26 protein-coding genes are annotated in these 23,485 nt (G+C 64.7%); 15 read left to right on the forward strand and 11 right to left on the reverse strand.

The annotated features are described in order from the left end of the window. Window positions 1-107: 107 nt before the first annotated feature. Window positions 108-1,118 (reverse strand): sensor histidine kinase, encoded by a 1,011-nt coding sequence (locus ACODSP_RS02760; protein ID WP_488964105.1) that lies wholly within the window; start codon window positions 1,116-1,118, stop codon window positions 108-110. An 84-nt stretch (window positions 1,119-1,202) separates the two neighbouring features. On the opposite strand from ACODSP_RS02760, the gene addA reads away from it, so the two are divergent. Beyond that, on the forward strand, window positions 1,203-4,781 hold the full coding sequence (gene addA, locus ACODSP_RS02765) for a double-strand break repair helicase AddA (protein ID WP_488964106.1): 3,579 nt from the start codon (window positions 1,203-1,205) through the stop codon (window positions 4,779-4,781). Between the two features lie 15 nt (window positions 4,782-4,796). Here addA and ACODSP_RS02770 read toward each other — a convergent pair whose 3' ends face one another. Further along, window positions 4,797-5,180, reverse strand: a complete 384-nt coding sequence (locus ACODSP_RS02770) for a DUF1801 domain-containing protein (protein WP_488964107.1) — start codon at window positions 5,178-5,180, stop codon at window positions 4,797-4,799. Next, window positions 5,180-6,307: a phage shock protein operon transcriptional activator gene (gene pspF / locus ACODSP_RS02775; protein ID WP_488964108.1), complete on the reverse strand. Its 1,128-nt coding sequence runs from the start codon at window positions 6,305-6,307 to the stop codon at window positions 5,180-5,182. Before pspF ends, ACODSP_RS02770 begins: the two co-directional genes overlap by 1 nt. A gap of 252 nt (window positions 6,308-6,559) precedes the next feature. Between pspF and ACODSP_RS02780 the strand changes: the two genes are divergently transcribed. From ACODSP_RS02780 to ACODSP_RS02840, 13 genes are all read left to right on the forward strand, one after another. Continuing rightward, complete coding sequence (locus tag ACODSP_RS02780) at window positions 6,560-6,760, forward strand: hypothetical protein (RefSeq protein WP_054166664.1); 201 nt, start codon at window positions 6,560-6,562, stop codon at window positions 6,758-6,760. Between the two features lie 13 nt (window positions 6,761-6,773). Continuing rightward, window positions 6,774-7,451, forward strand: coding sequence for a phage shock protein PspA (pspA, locus tag ACODSP_RS02785; protein ID WP_488964109.1), 678 nt, complete (start codon window positions 6,774-6,776; stop codon window positions 7,449-7,451). An 81-nt stretch (window positions 7,452-7,532) separates the two neighbouring features. Further along, window positions 7,533-7,760 carry an envelope stress response membrane protein PspB gene (pspB, locus tag ACODSP_RS02790; RefSeq protein ID WP_054166666.1) on the forward strand — a complete coding sequence of 76 codons (228 nt, stop codon included), beginning with the start codon at window positions 7,533-7,535 and terminating at the stop codon, window positions 7,758-7,760. Next, window positions 7,757-8,431, forward strand: a complete 675-nt coding sequence (locus tag ACODSP_RS02795) for a PspC domain-containing protein (protein ID WP_488964110.1) — start codon at window positions 7,757-7,759, stop codon at window positions 8,429-8,431. Before pspB ends, ACODSP_RS02795 begins: the two co-directional genes overlap by 4 nt. Before the next feature lie 40 nt (window positions 8,432-8,471). Further along, window positions 8,472-8,714 carry a hypothetical protein gene (locus tag ACODSP_RS02800; RefSeq protein WP_488964111.1) on the forward strand — a complete coding sequence of 81 codons (243 nt, stop codon included), beginning with the start codon at window positions 8,472-8,474 and terminating at the stop codon, window positions 8,712-8,714. A 23-nt stretch (window positions 8,715-8,737) separates the two neighbouring features. Next, window positions 8,738-8,959 carry an envelope stress response membrane protein PspB gene (locus tag ACODSP_RS02805; protein WP_102112714.1) on the forward strand — a complete coding sequence of 74 codons (222 nt, stop codon included), beginning with the start codon at window positions 8,738-8,740 and terminating at the stop codon, window positions 8,957-8,959. A 548-nt stretch (window positions 8,960-9,507) separates the two neighbouring features. Continuing rightward, window positions 9,508-10,158 (forward strand): transglutaminase-like cysteine peptidase, encoded by a 651-nt coding sequence (locus tag ACODSP_RS02810; protein WP_488964112.1) that lies wholly within the window; start codon window positions 9,508-9,510, stop codon window positions 10,156-10,158. Between the two features lie 301 nt (window positions 10,159-10,459). Next, on the forward strand, window positions 10,460-10,714 hold the full coding sequence (locus tag ACODSP_RS02815) for a hypothetical protein (protein ID WP_488964113.1): 255 nt from the start codon (window positions 10,460-10,462) through the stop codon (window positions 10,712-10,714). A 34-nt stretch (window positions 10,715-10,748) separates the two neighbouring features. Further along, window positions 10,749-11,249: a RidA family protein gene (locus ACODSP_RS02820; protein ID WP_488964114.1), complete on the forward strand. Its 501-nt coding sequence runs from the start codon at window positions 10,749-10,751 to the stop codon at window positions 11,247-11,249. Window positions 11,250-11,491: 242 nt separating this feature from the next. Next, complete coding sequence (locus tag ACODSP_RS02825; protein ID WP_488964115.1) at window positions 11,492-13,936, forward strand: TonB-dependent receptor plug domain-containing protein; 2,445 nt, start codon at window positions 11,492-11,494, stop codon at window positions 13,934-13,936. Between the two features lie 152 nt (window positions 13,937-14,088). Continuing rightward, on the forward strand, window positions 14,089-15,687 hold the full coding sequence (locus ACODSP_RS02830) for a flavin monoamine oxidase family protein (protein WP_488964116.1): 1,599 nt from the start codon (window positions 14,089-14,091) through the stop codon (window positions 15,685-15,687). Window positions 15,688-15,704: 17 nt separating this feature from the next. Then, a complete protein-coding gene (locus ACODSP_RS02835) occupies window positions 15,705-16,118 on the forward strand; it encodes a c-type cytochrome (RefSeq protein WP_488964117.1) in 414 nt (137 codons plus the stop codon). A gap of 2 nt (window positions 16,119-16,120) precedes the next feature. Further along, complete coding sequence (locus tag ACODSP_RS02840) at window positions 16,121-16,663, forward strand: GNAT family N-acetyltransferase (protein ID WP_488964118.1); 543 nt, start codon at window positions 16,121-16,123, stop codon at window positions 16,661-16,663. A gap of 100 nt (window positions 16,664-16,763) precedes the next feature. Here ACODSP_RS02840 and ACODSP_RS02845 read toward each other — a convergent pair whose 3' ends face one another. The 7 genes from ACODSP_RS02845 to hisB are packed head-to-tail and all read right to left on the reverse strand — an operon-like array spanning window position 16,764 to window position 20,908. Next, window positions 16,764-17,120 (reverse strand): histidine triad nucleotide-binding protein, encoded by a 357-nt coding sequence (locus tag ACODSP_RS02845; RefSeq protein WP_488964119.1) that lies wholly within the window; start codon window positions 17,118-17,120, stop codon window positions 16,764-16,766. A gap of 35 nt (window positions 17,121-17,155) precedes the next feature. Continuing rightward, a complete protein-coding gene (locus tag ACODSP_RS02850; RefSeq protein ID WP_488964120.1) occupies window positions 17,156-17,482 on the reverse strand; it encodes a phosphoribosyl-ATP diphosphatase in 327 nt (108 codons plus the stop codon). Between the two features lie 11 nt (window positions 17,483-17,493). Beyond that, window positions 17,494-18,267 carry an imidazole glycerol phosphate synthase subunit HisF gene (gene hisF / locus ACODSP_RS02855; protein WP_488964121.1) on the reverse strand — a complete coding sequence of 258 codons (774 nt, stop codon included), beginning with the start codon at window positions 18,265-18,267 and terminating at the stop codon, window positions 17,494-17,496. A 4-nt stretch (window positions 18,268-18,271) separates the two neighbouring features. Then, on the reverse strand, window positions 18,272-19,000 hold the full coding sequence (gene hisA, locus ACODSP_RS02860; protein ID WP_488964122.1) for a 1-(5-phosphoribosyl)-5-[(5-phosphoribosylamino)methylideneamino]imidazole-4-carboxamide isomerase: 729 nt from the start codon (window positions 18,998-19,000) through the stop codon (window positions 18,272-18,274). Continuing rightward, window positions 18,997-19,581, reverse strand: a complete 585-nt coding sequence (locus ACODSP_RS02865; protein WP_488964123.1) for a GNAT family N-acetyltransferase — start codon at window positions 19,579-19,581, stop codon at window positions 18,997-18,999. The genes hisA and ACODSP_RS02865 overlap by 4 nt, the downstream gene beginning before the upstream one ends. Beyond that, window positions 19,578-20,228 carry an imidazole glycerol phosphate synthase subunit HisH gene (gene hisH, locus ACODSP_RS02870; RefSeq protein WP_488964124.1) on the reverse strand — a complete coding sequence of 217 codons (651 nt, stop codon included), beginning with the start codon at window positions 20,226-20,228 and terminating at the stop codon, window positions 19,578-19,580. Before hisH ends, ACODSP_RS02865 begins: the two co-directional genes overlap by 4 nt. A gap of 47 nt (window positions 20,229-20,275) precedes the next feature. After that, window positions 20,276-20,908, reverse strand: a complete 633-nt coding sequence (hisB, locus tag ACODSP_RS02875) for an imidazoleglycerol-phosphate dehydratase HisB (protein WP_488964125.1) — start codon at window positions 20,906-20,908, stop codon at window positions 20,276-20,278. Between the two features lie 139 nt (window positions 20,909-21,047). Here hisB and ACODSP_RS02880 point away from each other — a divergent pair, with 139 nt between their 5' ends. Further along, window positions 21,048-22,298 (forward strand): hypothetical protein, encoded by a 1,251-nt coding sequence (locus tag ACODSP_RS02880; RefSeq protein WP_488964126.1) that lies wholly within the window; start codon window positions 21,048-21,050, stop codon window positions 22,296-22,298. Here ACODSP_RS02880 and ACODSP_RS02885 read toward each other — a convergent pair. After that, window positions 22,295-23,482: an ABC transporter permease gene (locus tag ACODSP_RS02885; protein ID WP_488964127.1), complete on the reverse strand. Its 1,188-nt coding sequence runs from the start codon at window positions 23,480-23,482 to the stop codon at window positions 22,295-22,297. The two genes, ACODSP_RS02880 and ACODSP_RS02885, sit on opposite strands and share 4 nt — an antisense overlap. Between the last annotated feature and the right edge of the window lie 3 nt (window positions 23,483-23,485).

Below are 23,485 nucleotides of genomic sequence, written 5' to 3' on the forward strand. Positions count from 1 at the left end.
CTGCCTTGCTATCCGCTTCACCAGCGTCGGGCGTTTGGCCCCTGGGCCCCGGCCTTCGCCGGGGAGGCGGGTAGGCTCAAGCTGAGATCAATCTAAACAGTCCCCCATCAAGCCGCCACACCCGCCGGCAGGGCGATGCGGATGCGGGTTCCCTGGCCGTTATCGGGGCTGTCTGCCGACAGGTGTCCGCCATGGCGGCTGGTCAGCAGGGTGGCGAGATAGAGGCCCAGGCCCAGCCCGCCGACGCTGGCCGTCAGCGGATCGCCGCCGCGCAGGAAGGGGCGGCCCATGCCCATCACCACTTCCGGCGGCAGGCCCGGCCCGTCATCGACGATGCTGACCACCACCTCTCCCGCCGGTGTCGCCTCACCATCGATGCGGACATGGCTATGTTCAGGCGTATGGGTGACGGCATTGTCCAGCAGCGCGAACAGGATTTGGCGCAGGGCCAGCGGGTCGGCCTTCACGATCAACCCGTCGGGCACCAGATTCTCCACCGAAGTGCGGCGGTGCTGTGCCCGCACCCGCGCCTGTCCCGCCACCCGCCCCACCTCTTCACGCAGGTCCAGCGGTTCCGGGGTCAGGCTGTGGCCCGTCTCGGCCTCTGCGCAGGCCACGATGCTTTCCACCAGTTCCAGCAGATGATGACCGGCCCCCGAAATCTCCCCCGCATAATCGCGCACCCGGTCCGCCGGCATGGGCAGGGTTGGGTCGCCCAGCATGTCGGCAAAGCCGATGACGGCGTTCAAGGGCGTGCGCAATTCATGGCTGACCGAGGACAGGAACTGGCTTTTGGCGCGTTCCAGGGCGCGGCTTTCAATGCCGGCCTGACGCATCGCTTCCGCCGCTGCCTCGCGTGCGCCCAGCGCCTCCGTCGTCCGGTCGGCCAGACGGCCCACCAGGAACCGGACCAGCAGGAACAGCATCAGCCCCGTCACGCCGACATAGAGCAGGCCCTTGACCGTCTGAAAGGCCGACAGCTCGGTCACGTCGCCGAACATGGCCTTGGCCGCCTGATCGGAAAACACGATCCACAGAGACGAGACGGCGACAAATGCAAAGGCCACCCGAAAGGCCGCCTTGTTGGGCGCGGAAGCCAGCCAGCGTACCGTGTCCATGGGCGCCTCCGCGCATCAGGGCAGCGAACAAGGGAGAGAGCATAATCCACAATGGCCGGGTGAAGAAAGTGTGTCGGTGGACACGTGCGGCGCGATCTGTTCGTCTGTCTGGACCCGTGGGGTATCGTGCCTGTAGGCTGCGTCCCCATGAATGACATCCGCCCCACCGATCCCAATGTCCTGCAACGGCTTGCCTCCGATCCTGAAAGCTCGGTGTGGGTGGGCGCGTCGGCGGGGACGGGCAAGACCAAGGTCCTGACCGACCGCGTGCTGCGCCTGATGCTGGCCGGTACCGACCCGTCGCGCATTCTGTGCCTGACCTTCACCAAGGCGGCGGCGGCGGAAATGGCCAACCGCATCGCCGACCGCCTGTCGGTCTGGGCGGTGCAGGATGAGGATAAGCTGCGCGCCAATCTGCACGCGCTGACGGGGCGGGAACCGTCGCGCGGAGAGGTGGTGGCGGCCCGCCGCCTGTTCGCCCGCGTGCTGGATACAGCCGGCGGCATGAAAATCCAGACCATCCATGCCTTCTGCCAGTCGTTGCTACGCCGCTTCCCGCTGGAGGCCGGGCTTGCCCCGAATTTCGAGGTCATGGACGACCGCACGGCAGAGGAGTTGCTTGCGGAAGCAAAACAATCCGTTCTGTTGGCTGGTCGTTTCGAACCCGGAAGTCTTTTGGCGAATGCGGTCGATCTGCTGACCGGGTCGGTGTCGGAGGATGAGTTCAATGATCTTCTGGCAAGCCTGACGGCGGAGCGCGGGCGGCTGAAACGCATCCTGGACGCCGAGGGCGGGCTGGAACCCGCCATCGCGGCCCTGCGCGGCAGCTTGCGCGTGCCCAACGGGGAGACGGACCTGTCGGTGCTGTCGCGCGCCTGCGCCGCCGGTACTGTGGATGACGTCGGGTTACGCCGGGCCTGCGCCAGGCTGGCCACGGGCACCAAGACGGATGTGGAACGCGGGATCGGCATCCAGGCCTGGCTGGACGGGGATGTACCGCGCCGCCTGCGCGGCTGGGCCGATTACACGTCGCTGTACCTGACCAATGAGGGGGAACCGCGCAAGGCCCTGATGACCAAGAAGCCGTCGGAAGCCGATCCGATGGCGCTGGAGATTTTGCAGCGGGAGGCGGCGCGTCTTGTCGCCGTGATGGAGGAACGGCGACGGGTAGCCGTCGCGGCCCATACGTCGGCCCTGCTGGTCCTGGGCGAGGCGCTGCTGGGCCGGTATCAGCGGTTGAAGGATGCGCGCGGGGTCCTGGATTTCGACGATCTGATCCTGGCGGCCTCAAGTCTGCTGTCGGGCGGGGCGGGAGCGGATGCCTGCGCCTGGGTGCTGTTCAAGCTGGATGGCGGTCTGGATCATGTGCTGATCGATGAGGCGCAGGACACCAACCCCGAACAATGGGCGGTCGTGTCTGCCATCGCGGAGGAGTTCTTCGCGGGCCTGGGGGCGCGGGATGACCGGGTGCGTACCCTGTTCGTGGTGGGCGACGACAAGCAGTCGATCTTCAGCTTTCAGCGCGCCGACCCCGCCGAATTCGCCCGCATGCGTGGGCATTTCGATGCCAAGGTCAATGCGGCCCAGCGTACATGGCGCATCGTCGACCTGCAGACCAGTTTCCGGTCAGTGGGGGCCGTCCTGTCGGCGGTGGACAAGGTGTTTTCCAGCGGTCTGGCCCGTGACGGGGTGGCCGGGCCGGAGGTGGAGGTGCGGCACATTCCGCACCGGCGTGGCCATGCGGGACGGGTGGAAATCTGGCCCCTGGTCAGCCCGCAGGATGCCACCGATCCCGACCCCTGGTCCCTGCCGCTGAGACCAGAACAGGCGGACAAGCCGGTGGCGCGGCTGGCCCGCACCATGGCGGATCAGATTGCCCGCTGGCTTTCCGATGGCGAGAGGCTGGTGTCGCGCAACCGGCCCCTGCGGCCCGGCGACATCATGGTGCTGGTGCGCAGCCGGGATCAGTTCGTGGGCCATCTGGTGCGCGCCCTGAAGGACCGGGATGTGCCGGTTGCCGGCGTGGACCGCATGGTCTTGACCGAACAGCTGGCGGTGATGGATCTGATGGCGCTGGCCCGGTTCCTGGTCCTGCCGGAGGATGATCTGAACCTAGCCATCCTGCTGAAATCCCCGCTGGTGGGGTTGAGCGAGGAGCAGTTGTTCCAGGTGGCGCATGGGCGGCCAGGGCGGCTGTGGGCGGCATTGACCGACAAGGCAAAGGAGGATGCGGCCCTGGCCACGGCCTGGGATTATCTGCGCGCCATCCTGAACGATACCGATTACCGCGCGCCCTATGAGCTGTTTGCCGGCGTGCTGTCGCGGCCCTGTCCGCCCGATCCCGCCGGGTCGGGGCGGCGCGCCATCCTGTCCCGTCTTGGGGCGGAGGCGCAGGACCCGCTGGAGGAGTTCCTGACCGCCTGCCTGCTGTTCGAGCGGGAGCATGTGGCCTCCCTGCAAGGCTTCCTGCAGTGGCTGGAAGCGTCGGAGGCGGAGATCAAGCGCGAGCTGGATACCGGTGGCGGCGACGGGCCGGGGCAGGTGCGCATCATGACGGTGCATGGGTCGAAGGGGTTGCAGGCCCCCATCGTCTTCCTGCCCGACACGATGCGCGAACCGGACAAAAGCCCGAAAATCCTGTGGCCGGAAAAGCCGCTGGTGGGGGAGGTGCAGGACGATCCCGGCCCGCCCTTGCCGCTTTATGCACCAAGACGGGGGATGGAGGATGCGACGGCGGGGGCACGCCGGGCCATCGCCAACCGCCGGCGCGATCAGGAATATCGCCGCCTGCTCTATGTCGCGCTGACGCGGGCGGAGGATCGCTTGATCGTTTGCGGCTGGGAACAGCAGCGCAAGACGGGTGGCCCCGGTTCCTGGTACCGGCTGATTGAAGGCGCGCTGGAGGGGATGGCGCGACCGGAACCGTTTGATTTCACCACCCTGTCGCCTGCCGGCTGGGCCGGAACCGGACTGGTGCTGCATGAGGCGCAGACGGTGCCGGTGCGCGACGAGGCCGTGGCTGTGGCGGCGACAGCGATGGGGGTGGAGTTGCCGGCCTGGGCGCTGGAACCGGCACCGCGCGATCCCAGCCCGTCCAAGCCACTGGCCCCGTCGCAACCCGACGCGCCGGAACCGTCCCTGCGTTCTCCATTGGGTGCGGACGATGGGCTGCGGTTCAAGCGCGGCAACCTGATCCATACGCTGTTGCAGGTGTTGCCGGAGACGGAGCCGGCGCGGTGGGCAGAGGTGGCGGCGGCCTGGCTGGCCCGGCCCGCCCACAACCTGACCGGCGTGCAGCAGGCAGAAATCGGGGCGGAGGCGCTGCGCGTCCTGAACGACCCGACCTTTGCGCCCCTGTTCGCGCCGGGCAGCCGGGCGGAGGTGCCGTTGGTCGGTCTGGTCGGTGGCCGCGCCCTGTCGGGCCGGATCGACCGGCTGTGCGTGACCGACGATGCCGTCTGGATCGTGGACTATAAAACCAACCGCCCGCCCCCGCGTGAGGTGGAGAAGGTGCCGGCCATCTATCTTCAGCAGATGGCCGCCTACCGCGCCGCCCTGTCGCGGATTTATCCGGGCAAGGATGTGCGCTGCGTCCTGCTCTGGACCGACGGGCCGTTCATGATGGAACTGCCGGGTGGGTTGATGGATATGCACGCGCCGTGAGGGGGCGGCCCCCCTCTACGCGCCCACCCAGCGCCGGATCATGACGGCGAGCGGTTCGGCCTTCGCGGCCATCTCTGCGCTGTCCTTGATCACCACCACGCCCCGGTCGGGTGCCGGCCAGTCGGCCAGTCCTTCGGGATCGTCAAAGCGGAAGCCGCTATTGTCCTTGGCCTTGGCCCCCCGATGCAGGACAAGCCGGGCGGTGCCGTCGCGTTGCAGTCCCAGGGTCACAAGGTCGGTACCTTCCAGGGCGAAGCTGGGGGCGTTCCACTTGATCCCCTCCACCAGCCTGGGATGGGCGGCCCGGATCAGGGTGCGCAGTTCCTGCACAACCGCCAGCGTTTCCGCCGGCAGGTCCGCCAGGAACGCCTCTATATTTTTATAGGCCTTGGGCGGCATCAGCCTTCATCCCCCTCGTCGCCATCATCGGCCTCACGCGGGCCGTGGCGGCGTTCCAGAAGGCCGTATTTGCGCAGATAGCCCCGGAACTGGTGATAATTCAGGCCCAGATCGGCGGCGGCGCGCTTCTGGTGGAACTGGTTGCGTTCCAGGGCATTGCGCAGCAGCACCTTCTCATAATCCGCGACCAGACCCAGGAAGTCGCACGGACCCTCGGGCAGGGCGGGGCCGGTATTGTCCACAGGCGCGGCGGCGGGCGCGCTGGGCGTCGATGCGGGCGGGGGCATGGTGACGACGATGGGCGCTGGTGCCCCATGGTCGTAGATCGACATCTGCTTGGGCCGCCAGGGCGACTGGAACGGGTCGAAATGGATGTCGGTGATGGGGCTTTCCGGGTCGCCGGCGCGATAAACGGCGCGCTCCACCACATTCTTCAGCTCACGCACATTGCCGGGCCACTCATAGGCCAGCATCTGCTGCATCGCGTCGGGCGTGAAGCCACCGAAGAAGGGGCGGCCCAGTTCGCGGGCCATGGCCACGCCGAAATGTTCGGCCAGGATGGGGATATCCTCCGGCCTGGCGCGCATGGGCGGGATGGTGACCACGTCGAAGGAGAGCCGGTCCAGAAGGTCGGCGCGGAATTTACCCTGATCGGCCAGGTGCGGCAGGTCGGCATTGGTCGCCCCCACCACGCGCACATCGATCTGGATGGTGGTGTTGCCGCCCACCCGCTCGAACTCCCCATATTCGATGACGCGCAGGATCTTCTCCTGCACGCGCAGGGTGGCGGTCGCGATCTCGTCCAGGAACAGGGTGCCGCCATCGGCCAGTTCGAACCGGCCCACATGCCGCTTGGCGGCGCCCGTGAAGGACCCGGCCTCATGCCCGAACAGCTCGGTTTCCAGCAACGTGTCGGACAAAGCCGCACAGTTTAGCTTCACGAACGGCTTGTCCCAGCGGGGTGACAGGTAATGCAGGCGGGCGGCCACCAGTTCCTTGCCCGTCCCGCGTTCCCCGATCACCAGGGTGGGGCGGTTCAGGGGGGCGGCCTGCGAGACATGTTCCATCAGACCCAGGAAGGAGGGGGCCTGACCGATCAGCGACGGGGGGGAAACGGCGGGAGACATGGGGCCGGTGCCACTCTTTTTTGACTGCCAATATCAGCATCTTAGCGAAGAGTGGGCGGATTGGCGAGCGAGTGGTGAGAATCGCCAACGAGTGGGTTGATTGCCACCCATCCCCCTATCGTCGCAAAATCGTCAAATCAACTAAGCTATTGATATTAAACAAAAGTGAGATTGTGGCCGAGAGTTGGCACACCCCTTGCTTTTACTGCTTTCAGACACCGGGGAAACAACGAGATCGCAAGGAAGCCAGCCATGACCGACTTCACCTACGACAATGGGATGTCCGATCAGCCGGCAACCGGCTATACCAAGTCCGCTGACGGGTTCTTTGCCCGGCCCGCGGGCGGCATGTTCCGGGACCTCTATGAGGATTTCCGGGCCGTGCCGGTGGAAGCCTGGATCATCCTTGCGGTGGCCACCGGTTTGAGCAACCTTTTCATTGCCCTTGCCTGAAGGAGACCCCGACATGGGCATTTTTTCCCGCCTCGGCGACATCGTCAATTCGAACATCAACGCCATCCTGGATCGCGCTGAGGACCCGGAGAAGCTGGTCCGGCTGATCATCCAGGAAATGGAAGACACGCTGGTCGAAGTCCGCTCCTCCGCCGTCAAGACGGTCGCGGAGAAGAAGGAGATCGAGCGCCGCCTCTCCGAAATCCGCCGCGAGTCGGAGGATTGGCAGCGCAAGGCCGAATTCGCCCTGTCCAAGGACCGCGAAGATCTGGCCAAGGGTGCCCTGGTTGCCAAGGCCAAGCTGGCCGAAGCCGCCGAGCAGATGGCTGGCGAGCTGGGCCGCCTGGACAGCGCCTTGGCCAAGACCAACGAGGATATCGGCGCGCTTCAGGTGAAGCTGGCCGATGCCAAGACCCGCGAAAAGACCTTGATTGCGCGGCATAAAACCGCCACCAACCGCTTGAAGGTCCGCACCCAGCTTTATGACGATCGCATCACCGATGCCTTCTCCCGCTTCGAGCAGGTTGAACGCAACCTCGATGTGTTGGAAGGTCGCTCTGAAGTGCTGGGCATGGGCCGCGGCGCCAAGAGCCTGGACGACGAGATCGCCGAACTGGAAGCCGAGTCCAAGGTGGAGTCGGAACTGGCGGCACTCAAGGCCAGGCTCGCGGCCAAGGATCAGCAGGGGTAACCCCGAACGGGGCGCCCCTCGCATCGGGAATGAGAGGGGGCCGCCCGCACTGGGCTGGGCCTTGGGATAAGGGGGGCAACTATGCCTGAAGGAGTATTTGTCGTCGCCGTCATCTTCATGGTGATCGTGGCGCCCGTCTGGATCATCTTTCACTACGTAACCCGCTGGCGCATCGCCAAGACGCTGTCGGCGGATGATGAGCAGATGCTGTCCGAACTCTGGCATTCCGCCAACAAGATGGAAGACCGCATCCGGCAGCTGGAAAAGATCCTGGATGCCGAGGCGCCGGGCTGGAGGGCGAAAGCATGAGCGACCGCCACGGCCCCGGCACCCCGCCGCCCTTCCCCGGCCGCGACCCGTATCGGTCGCGGTCGGGGCGCGGTTCCGGCCACAACCGGAACTGGGAACAGGAATATTTCGGCAAGCGCCCGGAACAGAGCTGGGCGGACTATTTCGGCCTGGGGCCCGACACGTTCGGCGGGTCCAAGGGAAAGCAGCGGCAGCGTGAGGATTGGGGCCCGGCCCCGTCATCATCCGATCCCGGTCGCGCCCAAGACCACCACGAACGGTATGCGGAGGACGGCATGGGCGACCATTATCCTTCCCGGCGGTATCGATTGTGGCGCAGCCGCACCGACAGCAAGGTCGCCGGCGTCTGCGGTGGTATCGCCGAGTATGCCAACCTTGATACCTGGATCATCCGCCTGGGCTTTGTTGTTGGCTTCTTCCTGTTTCCGCCCGTCTTCTTCACCGGTTACATCATCCTGTGGTGGCTGCTGAAAGAACGGCCCACAGGCCTGTACGAGACGCGGGAGGAGGAGGTCTTCATGCACTCCGTCGCCACCAAGCCCGACCAGACCCTGTCCGGTCTGCGCGGCAAGTTCCGCGACCTGGACCGTGACCTCGCCAAGCTGGAAGGGTTCGTGGCCTCCCGCGAGTATGACCTGCACCGGCAGTTCCGCGACCTGGAGAAGAAGTAAGGCGCCCCGCCGCTTCTTCCCCCCCGCATCAGGTGAAGCCATGAGCCCCTTCATGATCCCCGTTCTGGCCTTGTGCATCCCCATCGTGGCGCTGATTGCCCGGGGGGTGCGCCGGTGGCACCAGATCGATATCGAGGTGGCGCAGAGCGAGGTCGACCTGCGCCGGCGTTTCCGGGCGCTGGACGATATCGACCGCCGGGTGGCCGGCATCGAACGCTATGTCACCAGCCCTGAATTCGGTTTGAACCGGCAGTTCCGCGACCTGGAACGCCCCTCCCCCTGATCCGGTAGCCAAGGCGACGCACGATGTTCAACTCTCCCTTTATCGTTCCCGTCATGGCCCTGATGATCCCCATCGTGGCCATCGTCATGAAGCATCTGACCCAGATGCGGGCCATGCGTGTCGGGGGCCTGTCGGAAGGGGCGGCTGCCGAACTGTCGGATCGGGCCGCACGGCTGGAGGACCGGGTCCTGCAGCTTGAAAGGATATTGGACGCGGAAGCGCCAGGTTGGCGCAGTCGCGCCTGATACTGATTGCCTTTAGTTTCGATAATTCGAAACTAAAGGCTTCGGCGGCATGTGCCGCCGCCGCGCCAGTCGGCGCGGACACCATCGGTCAGGATTTCTGACCGATGGTGTGACTACCCGGCGGATGTCCGCCGCCGGTCTTGCAGGGGGCAGCAAGGGATAGTCCGACCCGACCTGCCCCGTCATCTCACACCCATACCTACCCACTTGACGCGCCTTCCCCGCCTGGCCGCCCCTGCTGCCGGAACAGGAAAGGCGCGTCTTTTCTTGTCGTGATGGCAATTTTCGGGTGGCGAATAATTCTTGCTGACATACAGTGATGGGCCAGAGGAAACGCAGATAAGCGAACGGCCATGACCGTCACTGTCCTGTACGGGATATCAAATCCATTATATTGCGATGCAAATACAGAAATTTTGCAGCGCAATATTGAACATTATTATTCCGTGCTGCGGCGTATCGTCATTTTGATATTGGTTACCAAAATATTAATATTTAGTTGTCGGCAAGATAGTCTCTATGTCCTTCGATCTATAGCGCGCGACCGATTGCGCCGGCTGTCGCCCTTCCTGGCGCTGACCCTGCTGCTGGCCACGGTCCTGACGGCCAATGCGCCGGCCCTTGCCCTGGCCTGGGATGGGGAGATGGAGCCGCTGGCCCAGTACCGCACCTATTGCCAGACCTATGGTGACCGTGATCCCGGCTGCGCCGTGGGTCTGGGCGGCAGGGTGGGCACGCCCGTCGGGATGGACCGGGTCGATGCCGGGCGCGCCACGCTGGGCATGGCCGTGCTGGTCCACCGGCAGGTGGTGGATGACCTGATCTATCGCGAGGACAAGCAGGACCGATGGGAGATTCTGGGCACGCCGGGGCGCGGCATGGCCGGGGATTGCGATGATGTCGTCATGACCAGCATTTCCCGGCTGCTGCGCCGGGGTTTCCCGCGTGGCGCCCTGCGCGCCACCATCGTGCGCCTGCCCGGCAATGGCGGCCATCATCTGATCCTGTCCGTCCGGCGTCAGGCCGAACAGGGGGTGGAGGAGATCTATCTGGATGACCGCCACCACCACCCGATGCGGCCCGAACAGCTGGCCGCCGAGGGCTATATCTTCGTGGCGCAGGAAGTGCCGGGCCGCCGCACCTGGCGCCGGGCGCAGAGCCAGCCGGCCCTAATGATGGCCGAACGCGGGGATGGATGAAGATTTGCTCAAATCATAAGCAATAGCAGCCAAGGTAGGGGACAGTTGTAACTTTGCCGCGAAGACCGGCACTATTCTTGCGTTAATTAAGGAAAAATTAACCAAACTGCCCTTTTTCAATTCTTCCCTGCCTCAAAAATCACCAGAACTTCTTCTTTGATGGCAGGCTGCCCCTTTGTTGAGCAGTCGTCTTGGTGGCTTCCCCAGCGGCATCCTTGATTTCGCACATGCACAGCTGTGGCACGGTTGTTGCTGAAACCCTGTTTCGTATCAGGGGGATGGGCGGCGACGCAAAGGCCCGATGGCTGCCGCTTCCCCGCCGACAGACGCGAAGGTGGATATGGCCAAACATGCCGTAAGGGTCGCCGTCAGGAATGTCGTCAGGGTGGTCACGGCCCCGCCGGCTCTGGTTGCTGCCAAGGCGCGGGCGGTGGACCGTCAGGTCCGGCAACCGGCTGCCAGCCTCAACCCGCCGGAACTTCTGTCCGGCGTCTCCTGGGATGAAGGCCGCAAGGTCTGGCTGGTTCATCCCCTGTCTCCGCCGGCCCGTGGCTGACACGCGGTCCCGGCCCATCCATAATGGAGGAAGAATGTTGAAGCGGTTGGGTAGTCTCCTGGTCCTCGCGGCGGCCTTGACGGGTTGCGCCAAGGAAGAGGCCCGCGAGATCAAGCGCACGGATGTGCCGAACTTCCCCATTGCCTCGGCAGTGCAGGTGCCGGCCGGGTCCGATCTGTTCTTCCTGTCCGGCACGGTGCCGCCGGCTGTGAACAAGGATGCCCCCGCCGGCAGCGTAGATGTGTTCGGCGATACCGAAATGCAGACGGTCAATGTCCTGACCCGCATCCAGGAAACGCTGAAGGCCCAGGGTCTGACCATGGGCGATGTCGTTTTGATGCATGTCTACCTGGTCGGCGACCCGGCCAAGGAGGGCAAGATGGATTTCGCCGGCATGATGGCCGGCTATACCAAGTTCTTCGGCACGCCGGAGCAGCCCAACAAACCGGCCCGCTCCACAGTGCAGATTTCCAGCCTGGTGACACCGGGCATGCTGGTGGAAATCGAAGTGGTGGCCGCCAAGGCCAAGAAATAGCCGGCTGGGGCCGGTCGGGGGCACGGGAAAGCCCCTGACCGGCCCCTTCGGTTTTCAACGAACCTCCAGCCTGCTCCACGGGTAGGGACAGGCGGGGGATCGGGGACGGGGGGCCTGCACGACCGGAACACCGGCGGCGGGGACCGGACCCCGGCAAAGCGTCCCGCAAAGGGACCGTATCGGGGAAGAAACGCAACCGAGGAGGAAGGAACCAAACAACCGAGTTGAACAGGGGACCTCTCATGCAGGTAAATAACAGCAAGCCGGCCAAGCGCGCATCCGTGCGGAAGGTCGCGTTCGGCATCCTGTGCACGACCAGCCTTCTGCCGCTGACCGCCCTGGCCCAGCCGGTGGGCGAGATCGAAGAGATCATTGTGACCGGTACGCGCGTGGCCAACCGCACCGCGACCGAAAGCCTGGCGCCCATCGACGTTCTGGGGGCGGGTGATCTGGAAAAGCAGGCCTTTAGCGATACCAACGACATCCTGCGTACCCTGGTGCCGTCCTTCAATGTCAGCCGTAACGGCATCTCCGACGGTTCCACCTTCGTGCGTCCGCCGACGCTGCGCGGCCTGCCGCCCGACCAGACCCTGATCCTGGTGAATGGCAAGCGCCGTCACCGGTCGGCCCTGGTGCAGCTGTCCGGTGGTGCCCTGGCGGCGGGTGCGCAGGCGCCCGACCTGTCGCAGATCCCCGCCATCGCCATCAAGCAGGTGGAAGTGCTGCGCGACGGTGCAGCGGCCCAGTATGGTTCCGACGCCATCGCCGGCGTGATGAACTTCCAGCTGAAGGACGCGTCCGAAGGCGGCTCTGCCACGATCCAGTATGGCTCCACCTATGAAGGCGATGGCGACAATGCCAAGTTCGCCGCCAATGTCGGTCTGCCGCTAGGCCCCAATGGCTTCTTCAACCTGTCGGCGGAATATAGCCAGGGCGACCCGACCAACCGTGGCGTCCAGGACCCGCGCGCACCGGCGGCCAAGAAGGACCTGGCCATGAACTGGGGCGACCCGGACAGCGAAGCCACGCGCGTCTTCGTGAATTCCGGCATCGACCTGACCGACACGGCCTCGATCTATCTGTTCGGTAATTACGGCGCGTCGAAGGCCAATGGCTCCTTCTATTACCGCCCCAATGACCGCAGCCATGGCGTGACGGGCCCGGTGATGCCGGTGGCGGGTGATCCCAACGGCTTCAGCTTCGGCGAATGGTTCCCGACGGGTTTCACCCCCCGCTTCTATGGCGATGTGAAGGACGCCTCCATTCTGGGCGGTTTCAAGCATGAGCTGGAAAGCGGCCTGACCTACAATGTCTCCGGCTCCTTTGGCCGCAGCCAGATCGATTACGACCTGAAGAATACCGTCAACCCGTCCATGGGTCCGGCCAGCCCGACCGAATTCTATGTCGGTCGCCTGGTACAGGAAGAAGAGAATTTCAACGTCGATCTGTCCTATCCGGTGGAAATCGGCTGGGCCACGCCGCTGAACATCGCGGTCGGTACCGAATTCCGCCGCGAACTGTATGAAATCGGTCCCGGCGACACGGCCTCCTACACGGTCGGCCCCTATGCCTCCTTCATCGATGTCCTGTCGCGTCAGCCGGCGGCCCTGCCCATCGGGTCCAACGGTTACCCCGGCTTCCGTCCGGAGGATTCGGGCGAGTTCAAGCGCGACAACATCGCCTTCTATGCCGATCTGGAAGGCGACGTGACCGACAGCCTGACCGTTGGTGCCGCCGCCCGGTACGAGGATTTCGACTATTTCGGCTCCACCTTCAACTGGAAGCTCAGCAGCCGTTATGACTTCACGGATGCGTTCGCCATCCGTGGCTCCGTCAATACCGGCTTCCGCGCCCCCACGCCGGGCCAGTCGCAGACCTCTTCGGTGCAGACCTACTTCCCCGCCGGCAGCTCCAGCCCGGTGGCGCGCGGCACCTATCCGGCGGCCAGCGTCGTGGCACAGTATTTCGGCGCCAAGCCGCTGTCTGAAGAAAAGAGCGTGAACTTTGCCGGCGGCATCGTTGCCGATCTGGCGGATATCAATGTCACCATCGACTATTACAACATCAAGGTTGAGGACCGTATCGCTCTATCCGGTGACTTTACCCCGTCGGCTGCCGATAAGATCGCTCTGGCAGCCCTGGGCGTGCCGGGTGCCAACACCCTGGGTGCCGTCAACTACTTCACCAACGCCTTCGACACCCGCACCCAGGGTGTGGATTTCGTGGCCAATACCACGGTGTCGGCGGGTGAGGGCAAGGTCGATCTGACCACCGCCGTGAACTACAACAAGACCAAGGTCATCAAGCGCAACACCGCCGTTATCGACGATACGCGCAAGGCCGACCTGGAGAAGCAGTTGCCGAAGTTCCGTGGCAACTTCTCTGCCCAGTATACGCTGGACGCCTTCTCGATCCTGGGTCGCGCCAGCTATTACAGCAAGTTCACCGACACCGTTAACTATGCCAAGACCTTCGGTTCCGAATGGGTGTTCGATGCCGAGGTTTCCTATGATCTCTATGACAACATGAACTTCGCCATCGGTGTGCAGAACCTGTTCGACAATTACCCGGACAAGGTCGATGCGCTGGCTGGTGGCGGATATGCCGTGGGTCAGGTTTATCCCGACACCTCGCCCATGGGCTATAATGGCGGCATGTATTATGCCCGCGTGACCGTCAAGTTCTGAGCGTGAGGCACATGGCCGGGGGCGGTGGCCCATCCCCCGCCCCCGGCCCTTGAAATCCCTGTCATCTCGACCTTCGCCGCCCCCGGCGTCACCGGGGGCGGTGCTTGCGAGGTCGTGCCCTGAATTTCCCATCCGAGGCGATGATGGTTGCAATGAACAACATGCCCACCCGGTCCCGCATGACGCGGCGCGAACTGCTGGCCATGATCGGTACGGCTGCCGGCAGCTCCGTGATGTATCACGCGGCGACGTCGCTGGGCTATGCGGCGGAGAGCGCGTTCAAGGGGCCGCCCAATCTGTCCGGCGCGCCCAAGGGCACGTCCGTGCTGATCCTGGGTGCCGGCTGGGCCGGTCTGGTGGCCGCCTATGAGCTGGGCAAGGCCGGGTACAAGGTGCAGGTTCTGGAATACCGGGAAAAGGCCGGTGGCCGCGCCTGGACCCTGCGCGGTGGCGACACCTACACTGAACTGGGTGGGTTCACGCAGAAGGTGGGGTTCGACAAGGGCCATTACCTGAACCCCGGTCCCTGGCGCGTGCCGTACCATCATCGCGGCGTGATGCATTACTATCAAGAGCTGGGCGTGAAGCTGGAGCCGTTCTTCCAGGTCAATTACAACGCCTATGTCCACTCCAAGAGCGCCTTTGGCGGCAAGCCCCAGCGCTACCGCCATGTGCTGGCCGATTTCAACGGCCATGTCGCCGAGCTTCTGTCCAAGCTGGGACACAAGGGCGGCCTGGACGGCTATGTCACCAAGGAGGACCAGGAAAAGCTGCTGGAGGCCATGCAGGACTGGGGCGCGCTTGACGACAATTACGCCTACAAGGCCAATGCCGAGACCTCCAATCGCCGTGGCTTTGAGAAGGACCCCGGCGGTGGCCTGTCGGGGGAGCCCGTCTTCTCCAAACCCATCGAGTTTTCGCAGTTGCTGCAATCCGGCCTGTGGCGGGCCATCGGTACCGGATCGGGGTACGAGTTCCAGACAGCCCTGTTCCAGCCCGAGGGCGGCATGGATGCCGGCCCCCTGGCGCTGGCCGAAAAGGTGAAGGACAAGATCACCTTCAACGCCAAGGTCACTGAGATTCAGCAGGACACGGGCGGCGTCACCGTCACCTATCAAGACACCAAGGCCGGCGGGGCCGTGAAGACGGCCAAGGCCGACTGGTGCCTGTGCACCATCCCGGCCTCCATCCTGTCGCAGATCAAGAAGAACGTCTCGGCGGACATGGATGCCGCCATCAACGCCCTGCCGTACGAGGCGGCGTTCAAGGTGGGCCTGCAGTTCAAGCGCCGCTTCTGGGAACAGGATGAGGAGATCTATGGCGGCATCACCTATACCGACCTGCCCATCTCCCTGATCGCCTACCCCAACAGCCATTATGGCGAGAAGGGCAAGGGCGTGCTGCTGGGTGCCTATCCCTGGGGCCCGTTCGCCTATGAATTCGCCTCCATGGCGCCGGAGGAGCGGGTGAAGAAATGCGTGGAGTTCGGCGCGCAGATCCACCCGCAATATCTCAAGGAATTCGATAATGGCGTGGCGGTGGCCTGGCACCGCGTGCCCTGGACGCTGGGCTGCTTCGGGTCCTGGACGGAGGCAAAGCGGGCCGAGCATTACAAGAACATGTGCCAGATCGATGGGCGCATCCTGCTGGCCGGTGAACATGTCTCCTACCTGCCGGCCTGGCAGGAAGGGGCGGTGCAATCGTCGCTGGACGCCATCACCCGCCTGCACCAGCGCGTTGTGGCGAAATGAAGAGGGGGAGAAAGATCATGCGCGTGACCAAGCCGATGTCGATCGCCGCCCTGTTCCTTGCCGCCTTGGCTGCCACGGGCCCTGCAGGCGCCCAGCGCACCGATGCGCAGAGCAGCGATTTCGCCGATGCCCGCCGCTTCTCCTATCAGAATGGCGAACAGCTCTACCACGCCATCTGCCAGGCCTGTCACATGCCCGACGGCAAGGGTGCGCAAGGGGCGGGTGCCTATCCGGCCCTGGCCGCCAATGGCAATCTGGAGGCCGGGACCTACCCGATCCACATGGTGGTCAACGGGCAGAAGGCCATGCCGTCATTCGCCTATCTGTCGGATGAACAGGTGGCCGCCGTCGTGAATTATGTCCGCACGCATTTCGGCAACGGCTATAAGGATGCCGTGACGCCCGAGGATGTGAAGGGGATGCGGCCGTAACCATGGTGGATGAACCCGTCCTGCGCCTGGCCACGCCCGAAGACCGGCTCGCGCTGGAAGCGCTTTTGGAACGGTCGGTGCGCGATCTCAGCCGGGACTATTATAGCCCCGGCCAGATCGATGCCTCGTTGCAGGCGATTTTCGGCATCGACGGCACTCTGATCGCCGACGGCACCTATTTCGCGGTGATGGTCGGCGACCGCTATGCCGCCTGCGGCGGGTGGAGTCGGCGCCGGACCCTGTTCGGTGGGGATCAGGCGGCGGGCCGGTCACCGGAATTGCTGGACCCAGGCGTCGATGCCGCCAAGATCCGGGCCTTCTTTGTCGACCCGTCCTTTGCCCGGCGCGGCATTGCCAGCCTGATGATGCGCGCCGCCGAACAGGCAGCCCTGGCCGAGGGGTTCCGCAGCCTGGAACTGATGGCGACGTTGCCTGGCGTGCCGCTGTACAAGGCGCTGGGCTTCATCGCCACCGGTACCCATGCCGAGAAATTGTCAGACGGCAACGTCATCCCCTTCGTCCCGATGCGCAAGGACATCGGGTAGGGGGAGGATTCAAGAATTTATGTGGGCTAAGCCGCTGAAGTTTATAAATTGCCTCCCCGGCCTTCGCCGGGGAGGCAGATTTTCTCAAGCTCAACAGTCCCTAAGCCAGCAACGGACCCAGCGGTTTTCCGCCCACGATGTGGATATGGAAATGCGGGACTTCCTGGTGGCTGTCGGGGCCGTGATTGGACAGCAGGCGATAGCCGCTATCCTCCACCCCCGCCTGACGGGCCACCAGACCGGCGGCGCGCACGAAGCCGGCGATTTCCTCGATCGTGGCCTGGGACGAGAAATCGGCGAAGCTGGTGAAGGGGCCCTTGGGGATCACCAGGATATGGGCCGGGGCCTGGGGATTGATATCGTGGAAGGCCAGGGCGTACGGGTCCTCGTACACCTTCTTGCAGGGAATTTCCCCGCGCAGGATGCGGGCGAAGATATTGCTGCGATCATAGATCAAGGCACCGATCCTTCCACTGTTATGGGAACGCCGTTTCAGGCTTGTGTGCGGTTCTTCTTTTCCTCGATCCCGCTGACGCCCTTCCGCCCTTCCAGGATGGCATAGACATCGGCAGGTTGCACCCCGGCATCGGCCCAAAGCACCAGAAGATGGTAAAGAAGATCGGCGGATTCCGAAGCCAGTTTTTCCGGCGTTCCCGCCATGGCCTCGATCACCGTCTCCACTGCCTCTTCCCCCACCTTCTGGGCGATCTTGGCGCGGCCGCGATGGAACAGGCGGGCGGTATGCGAGCTGTCGGGATCGCCGCCCTTGCGCGAGAGGATGGTGGCGTAGAGATCGTCCAGGATGGCGGGATTGGACATCGGCGTTCCCTTTACAGTCGGATCGGTATCCCCGCCTTGGCCATGTGTTCCTTGGCCTGGGCGATGGTGTAGGTGCCGAAATGGAAGATGCTGGCGGCCAGCACGGCGGAGGCATGGCCCAACTTCACGCCATCGACCAGATGGTCGAGGTTTCCGACGCCGCCAGAGGCGATGACGGGGATGGTCACGGCGTCGGCGACCGCGCAGGTCAGTTCCAGGTTGAAGCCCTGCTTGGTGCCGTCGCGATCCATGGAGGTCAGCAGGATCTCACCGGCCCCGTATTCGGCCATGCGCCGCGCCCATTGAACGGCGTCGATACCGGTGCGGTTGCGCCCGCCATGGGTGAATACTTCCCAGCGCTGCTCACCGTTGGGGCCGCGCTCGACCTCCTTGGCGTCGATGGCGACCACGATGCATTGTGCGCCAAACTTCTGCGCGCCTTCCTGCACGAATTCCGGGCGGTGGACGGCGGCGGTGTTGATCGACACCTTGTCGGCACCGGCCAGCAGAAGTTTGCGGATATCCTCAACCGTGCGCACACCGCCGCCGACGGTCAGCGGCATGAAGACCTGTTCGGCGGTGCGGCGCACCACGTCGAAAATGGTCTCGCGATTGTCGCTGCTGGCCGTGATGTCGAGAAAGGTCAGCTCGTCGGCGCCGGCGGCGTCATAGAGACGGGCCTGTTCCACCGGGTCGCCGGCATCGATCAGGTCGACAAAGTTCACGCCCTTGACGACGCGGCCATCCTTCACGTCCAGGCAGGGGATGATGCGGGCCTTCAGCATCGTCTCATTCCCCCCTTAAGACCGCCAGCGCCGCCGCCGGGTCGATGCGCCCGTCATAGAGCGCGCGACCAGAAATGACGCCGTTGATGCCCGTATGCTCCACCTTTTTCAGGGCGTGCAGGTCGGCCAGCGAGGAGACGCCGCCCGAGGCGATGACAGGCGTGGTCAGGTGGCTGGCCAGATCGGCCGTCGCCTCCACATTCACGCCGCCCAGGGCGCCGTCGCGGTCGATATCGGTATAGATGATGGCGGCGACGCCGCAATCCTCGAACTTCAGGGCCAGGTCCAGCGCCTTCAGGGTGCTGGTCTCTGCCCAACCTTCCACCGCGACATAGCCGTCGCGGGCATCGATGCCGACGGCGACATGGCCGGGGAAGGCCTTGCAGGCTTCCTTCACCAGGGTCGGGTTCTTCACCGCGACCGTGCCCAGGATGACGCGGGTCAGGCCGCGTTCCAGCCAGAAACCGATCGTGTCCAGATCGCGGATGCCGCCACCCAACTGCGTCGGCAGCTTCACACGCTTGAGGATAGACTCAACCGCGGCACCATTGACGGGCGATCCCGCGAAGGCACCGTTCAGGTCCACCAGATGCAGCCATTCGAAGCCCTGGGCCTGGAACGTCTCGGCCTGGGCGGCGGGATCGGTGTTGAAGATGGTCGCCTGATCCATCTCCCCACGCAGCAGGCGGACGGCATTGCCATCCTTCAGGTCGATAGCGGGGTAGAGGATCATGCTTGCGGCTCCGTCTCGTCTTCCGGCCGTTTCAGGACCTTGTAATAGAAATGGCCGGCGATGGTCCGGCCCTTGGCGCGGGCATAATGCGGATGCGTGCCCCAGCGCGTGAAACCCATATGGTCGTAAAGCGTGATGGCGGCCCGCTGCGTCTCCCGCACATCCAGGTTCAGGATGCCGAAGCCCAGGGCCGTCGCCTCGTCGATGATGGCCTGGGTCAGCATGCGCGCCATGCCATGGCCGCGCGCCCAGGGGGCGACGAAGCTGGTGGTCAGGTTGCAGGCAAAGGCCTGCGCCTCGTTATTGCGGGTCGGACGGACCAACTGCGCCGAGCCGGCGATAACGCCGTCCAGGCGGCCCACGATCAGGGTGCGTTCCGGCACGGCCATCACGCCCCTCCAGTAACGCTCCATCACCTCGCGGTCGGGCGGGGTGACCCAGCCGAAACCCCCACCATCGATGATGGCCGCCTCTGCCGCGTCGCACAGGTCGTAAAGGTCGGAACGCTTCAGCTCCGTCACCTTTTCCACGGTCACGATGCTGTCGGACCCGGCCAGCGGGTTCTGGTGCTCCGCACTCATGGCCGCCACCGCAGGAAATTGCCGATGATGGACAGGCCGGCGGCCTGGCTTTTTTCCGGGTGGAACTGCATGCCCACCAGATTGTCGCGCCCGACAATGGCCGAGAACTCCCCCGCATAATCGCAGGCGGCCAGGACCAGGGCCGGATCAGCGACCTTCATGGCATAAGAATGGACGTAGTAGGTGTGGGTGCCGGGCGCGATGCCGGCCAGCACCGGGTGCGCCGGTGCCTTCACGATCAACTCGTTCCAGCCCATATGCGGGATTTTCAGGGCGGGATCGGCGGGCGTCAGCGCCTCCACCGTCGCATCCAGCCAGCCCAGGCCCGGATGCACGCCATGCTCCACCCCGGCCTTGGCCATCAACTGCATGCCGACACAGATGCCCAGGAAGGGGGTGCCCTGGCGGATCACGCGTTCGGTCAGGGCATCGACCATGCCGGGCACGGCGTCCAGACCGGCCTTGCAATCGGCAAAGGCGCCGACGCCGGGCAGGACGATTCGGGCAGCACCGCGCACCACATCCGGATCATTGGTGACGATGATGCGAGCATCCAGCCCGCCATCGGCCACAGCGCGTTCCAATGCCTTGGCGGCGGAACGCAGATTGCCGGAGCCGTAATCGATCAGGGCGACGCTATCGGTCATGGTGCCTTGCCCATGCGACGGGAAGGGAAGGGAAAAGGGGAGGGCGCTTACAGCGACCCGCCCAGCACACCCTTGGTGGAGGGCACGGCATCTTCCTTGCGCGGGTCGATCTCAACCGCAGCGCGGAAGGCGCGGGCCAATGCCTTATAGCTGCTTTCCACGATATGGTGGTTATTCTCACCATACAGGTTCTCGATATGCAGCGTGGCGCCGGCGGCTTGCGCAAAGGCCTGGAACCATTCCTTGAACAGTTCGGTGTCCATGTCACCCAGCTTGTCGCGGGTGAAGTTCACCTTCCAGATCAGGTAGGGACGGTTCGACAGGTCGATGGCGACACGGGTCAGCGTCTCATCCATGGGGATCAGGGCGTCGCCGTAACGCTGGATGCCCCGGCGGTCACCCAGGGCCTTGGCCACAGCCTCGCCGATGGCGATGCCCGTATCCTCGGTCGTATGGTGGAAGTCGATATGCAGATCGCCCACCGCCTCAACCTCCAGGTCGATCAGCGAATGGCGCGACAGCTGTTCCAGCATATGGTCCAGGAACCCGATGCCGGTGGACACCTTGTAGACCCCGGTGCCGTCCAGGTCGACGGCGACACGGATGCGGGTCTCCTTCGTCGTGCGTTCGACAACGGCACGGCGCGGAGAACGGGCGGAGGGGGCGGCTGCGTTCGACATGGGAATTTCCTATCAACCAGGGCCGTCCCTGTCATCCGGACCTTTTGCAAGGCTGCGTCCGTTCCCTTGCGCGGGCCTGGACGCGAGGTGGATTATAATTGTAATTTTAGGGCGGCTTGATCCTTTCAGATTGTGTCGCATGCGCCGTTCCACCGGTTCGATCCTTGCCCTGTGCCTGATCCTGCTGCTGTCGGCCTGTGCCGATGCGCCACCCCCGGCGGGGCCGCGCGTGCCGGTGCCGTTGAGCCTGGGGCGGATACAGGTTGATCTGCCGGTGGGACACAAGGCGGGTTCCTACACTTGGCGTTGGGACTGGAGCTGCGTGGCGCCCTTCAACGAAGTGGCCTGGATCACGGAGGGGCGGACGCCCGGACTGCTGACCCAGGCGGCGCGCGACGGTGTCGGCCTGGGCGGTTTGGGCCTGACGGCGGGGGCGGCACGTGTGCTGACAGGGCGGCTGGTCGATGTCGAGCTGTCGCTGTGCCGGCAGCGCGATGCCCTGTCGCAGAAGCCGATCGGCATCACGGGTGAAGGGAATGTCCGCATCGACTGGGAATTGACCGACCCGCCGGGGCCCGTCCGCCGTTTCACCACGGTGGGTGAGGGGGAGACGGATATCCCGTCCCTGAATGGTCAGTACGATATCATCCTGCGCAATGCCGCCGCCGATGCCGCCCGTCGTCTGGCCGCATTGCCGGAATTCCGCCAGTTGGTGATGTCGCCGTTGGGGGGTGAGGGGCCTGCCGCCGCCGGGCGGGTTCCGGCCTTGCCGGTGCCAGTGCCGGGTCAGCCTGCCCCGTTCGTCGCAACGGTCGAAGCAGACGAACCGCCGGAACCGGAGCCGGCGATGCAGGCGGCAATGCCCGTGGCGCCGGGCGCGGCGCGCGTGCAGATGGGAGCCAATACCGGGGTGATCGTCGATCCGCGTGGATGGGTGCTGCTGCCCGATACCGGTGCCGATCTGGCCGACCCATTGTCGCTGCTGCTGGCGGATGGGCGGGCGGCGACGGGGCAGTTGGCGGCGCGTGCCTTCGGTTTCTTGCTGGTCCGCCTGCCGGAAGGGACCTGGCCCGCCCTTGCCATCCGTCGTCAGCGTCCGGCAGTCAGCCAGTGGCTGCATCGCCTGGATGGGGAGGAGGGCAGGGGGCCGGTCGCCATGGTGGCGGCCCATACCGGCCCCGCCCGCGCGCAGGCGGCGGAGATGCCAGCCCTGCTGCTGGATCTGGACGAGGAATTGTGGCGCAACCCGCCCTGGATATTGCTGGACGATGAGGGGCGGCTGGCGGCCCTGCGCGGTGCAAAGGCCCTGCCCGGCGATCCGGCACCCTACTACGCGCCATCCCCCGTGATGGCCCATTTCAGAACCATCACGGGGGATATGGGGAATTAACCCTGCGAATAGGCCGTCACGATGGGCAGACGTGCGGCGCGGAGCGCCGGGAAGAAGCCGCCGATCAAACCGACCAGAAGGGCCAGGATGATGCCCTGCTTCACCAGGGCGGGCGTCAGGCTGACCGAGAAGACGATCTGCGTGAAGCCCTGGCCCAGGGTCGAGGTGCTGAACCCGTCAAAGAACAGGAAGATGCCCATCGACCCGATCAGGCCACCGATGCCGGCCAGTACCAGACTTTCCAGTAAGGTGGCGACAAAGCTGGGGAAGCCGCCGAAGCCCAGGCAGCGGAGGGTCGCAATCTCCCGCGCGCGGGATGCGACGGAGCTGTACATGGTGTTCAGCGCCCCGGCCAGGGCACCCAGCGCCATGGCGATGGCCAGCGGCCAGCCGGCATTCTGGATCAGCTTGACAGTGTTTGACGACTGGCCCGCGAAATAGCCCTTCTCCGAAAACACTTCCAGTTTCAGGCGGGGTTCGCCCGCCACATAGTCGCGCAACTGGTCAATGGCTTCCGGGCTTTCCAGGCGGACGCGCACCGTCTGGAAGGAGGAACCACGGCGGAACAGGCTCTGTACCACCGCCGTGTCGCCCCACAGCTCGCTTTCGAAAACCGACCCCTTCATGGAGAAGACGCCCACCACCTTCCAGGTGCCGGTGCCCAGCCGGACCTCGCTGCCCAGGTCGAAGCCGGCAAATTCCCGCACCAGGCCTTCACCCACCACGATCTCGTTGCTGCCCGGTTCGAACATGCGGCCCTGGGTGATGGTCAGGTCGTCGCGAAGGACCGCACCATCCTTGCCGATCCCGCGCAGGGGCAGGTTGGCCTTCAACCCGGTTGAGCGCTTCACACCATCGACGATGACGTAAAGCTCACCCGATATCAGCGGATTGCCGTCCTGCTTGCGGACGATGCCTGGCGCCTCGCCGATCAGGCGGATCTGATCCAGCATGATGACGGAGTTCACCTCCTGCTGCGAGCCGTCGCGCAGCAGAATGGCGATAGTATCGGAGCCGGTGCCATCCAGCGTGCGCTTGAACCCGGCGGCCAGCGCCAGGAAGCCCAGCAGTACCGTCACCACCATGGCCACCGCGACCACGGTGGAAAAGGACAGCCAGAAACGCTGCGGCAGGCTTTTCAGATTGATGGAACAGACGGCGATGATCTGATTGAGGATACGCATCCT

It is taken from the genome of Niveispirillum sp. FG156, assembly GCF_057809555.1.

Excerpts from the sequence above, each read along its gene's own strand:
- ACODSP_RS02760 (WP_488964105.1), bottom strand. The coding sequence starts at position 1,118 with ATGGACACGGTACGCTGGCTGGCTTCCGCGCCCAACAAGGCGGCCTTT.
- ACODSP_RS02770 (WP_488964107.1), bottom strand. The coding sequence starts at position 5,180 with ATGCCGCCCAAGGCCTATAAAAATATAGAGGCGTTCCTGGCGGACCTG.
- pspF (WP_488964108.1), bottom strand. The coding sequence starts at position 6,307 with ATGTCTCCCGCCGTTTCCCCCCCGTCGCTGATCGGTCAGGCCCCCTCC.
- ACODSP_RS02780 (WP_054166664.1), top strand. The coding sequence starts at position 6,560 with ATGACCGACTTCACCTACGACAATGGGATGTCCGATCAGCCGGCAACC.
- pspA (WP_488964109.1), top strand. The coding sequence starts at position 6,774 with ATGGGCATTTTTTCCCGCCTCGGCGACATCGTCAATTCGAACATCAAC.
- pspB (WP_054166666.1), top strand. The coding sequence starts at position 7,533 with ATGCCTGAAGGAGTATTTGTCGTCGCCGTCATCTTCATGGTGATCGTG.
- ACODSP_RS02795 (WP_488964110.1), top strand. The coding sequence starts at position 7,757 with ATGAGCGACCGCCACGGCCCCGGCACCCCGCCGCCCTTCCCCGGCCGC.
- ACODSP_RS02800 (WP_488964111.1), top strand. The coding sequence starts at position 8,472 with ATGAGCCCCTTCATGATCCCCGTTCTGGCCTTGTGCATCCCCATCGTG.
- ACODSP_RS02805 (WP_102112714.1), top strand. The coding sequence starts at position 8,738 with ATGTTCAACTCTCCCTTTATCGTTCCCGTCATGGCCCTGATGATCCCC.
- ACODSP_RS02815 (WP_488964113.1), top strand. The coding sequence starts at position 10,460 with ATGGCTGCCGCTTCCCCGCCGACAGACGCGAAGGTGGATATGGCCAAA.
- ACODSP_RS02820 (WP_488964114.1), top strand. The coding sequence starts at position 10,749 with ATGTTGAAGCGGTTGGGTAGTCTCCTGGTCCTCGCGGCGGCCTTGACG.
- ACODSP_RS02825 (WP_488964115.1), top strand. The coding sequence starts at position 11,492 with ATGCAGGTAAATAACAGCAAGCCGGCCAAGCGCGCATCCGTGCGGAAG.
- ACODSP_RS02830 (WP_488964116.1), top strand. The coding sequence starts at position 14,089 with ATGAACAACATGCCCACCCGGTCCCGCATGACGCGGCGCGAACTGCTG.
- ACODSP_RS02835 (WP_488964117.1), top strand. The coding sequence starts at position 15,705 with ATGCGCGTGACCAAGCCGATGTCGATCGCCGCCCTGTTCCTTGCCGCC.
- ACODSP_RS02840 (WP_488964118.1), top strand. The coding sequence starts at position 16,121 with ATGGTGGATGAACCCGTCCTGCGCCTGGCCACGCCCGAAGACCGGCTC.
- ACODSP_RS02850 (WP_488964120.1), bottom strand. The coding sequence starts at position 17,482 with ATGTCCAATCCCGCCATCCTGGACGATCTCTACGCCACCATCCTCTCG.
- hisF (WP_488964121.1), bottom strand. The coding sequence starts at position 18,267 with ATGCTGAAGGCCCGCATCATCCCCTGCCTGGACGTGAAGGATGGCCGC.
- hisA (WP_488964122.1), bottom strand. The coding sequence starts at position 19,000 with ATGATCCTCTACCCCGCTATCGACCTGAAGGATGGCAATGCCGTCCGC.
- ACODSP_RS02865 (WP_488964123.1), bottom strand. The coding sequence starts at position 19,581 with ATGAGTGCGGAGCACCAGAACCCGCTGGCCGGGTCCGACAGCATCGTG.
- hisH (WP_488964124.1), bottom strand. The coding sequence starts at position 20,228 with ATGACCGATAGCGTCGCCCTGATCGATTACGGCTCCGGCAATCTGCGT.
- hisB (WP_488964125.1), bottom strand. The coding sequence starts at position 20,908 with ATGTCGAACGCAGCCGCCCCCTCCGCCCGTTCTCCGCGCCGTGCCGTT.
- ACODSP_RS02880 (WP_488964126.1), top strand. The coding sequence starts at position 21,048 with ATGCGCCGTTCCACCGGTTCGATCCTTGCCCTGTGCCTGATCCTGCTG.
- ACODSP_RS02885 (WP_488964127.1), bottom strand. The coding sequence starts at position 23,482 with ATGCGTATCCTCAATCAGATCATCGCCGTCTGTTCCATCAATCTGAAA.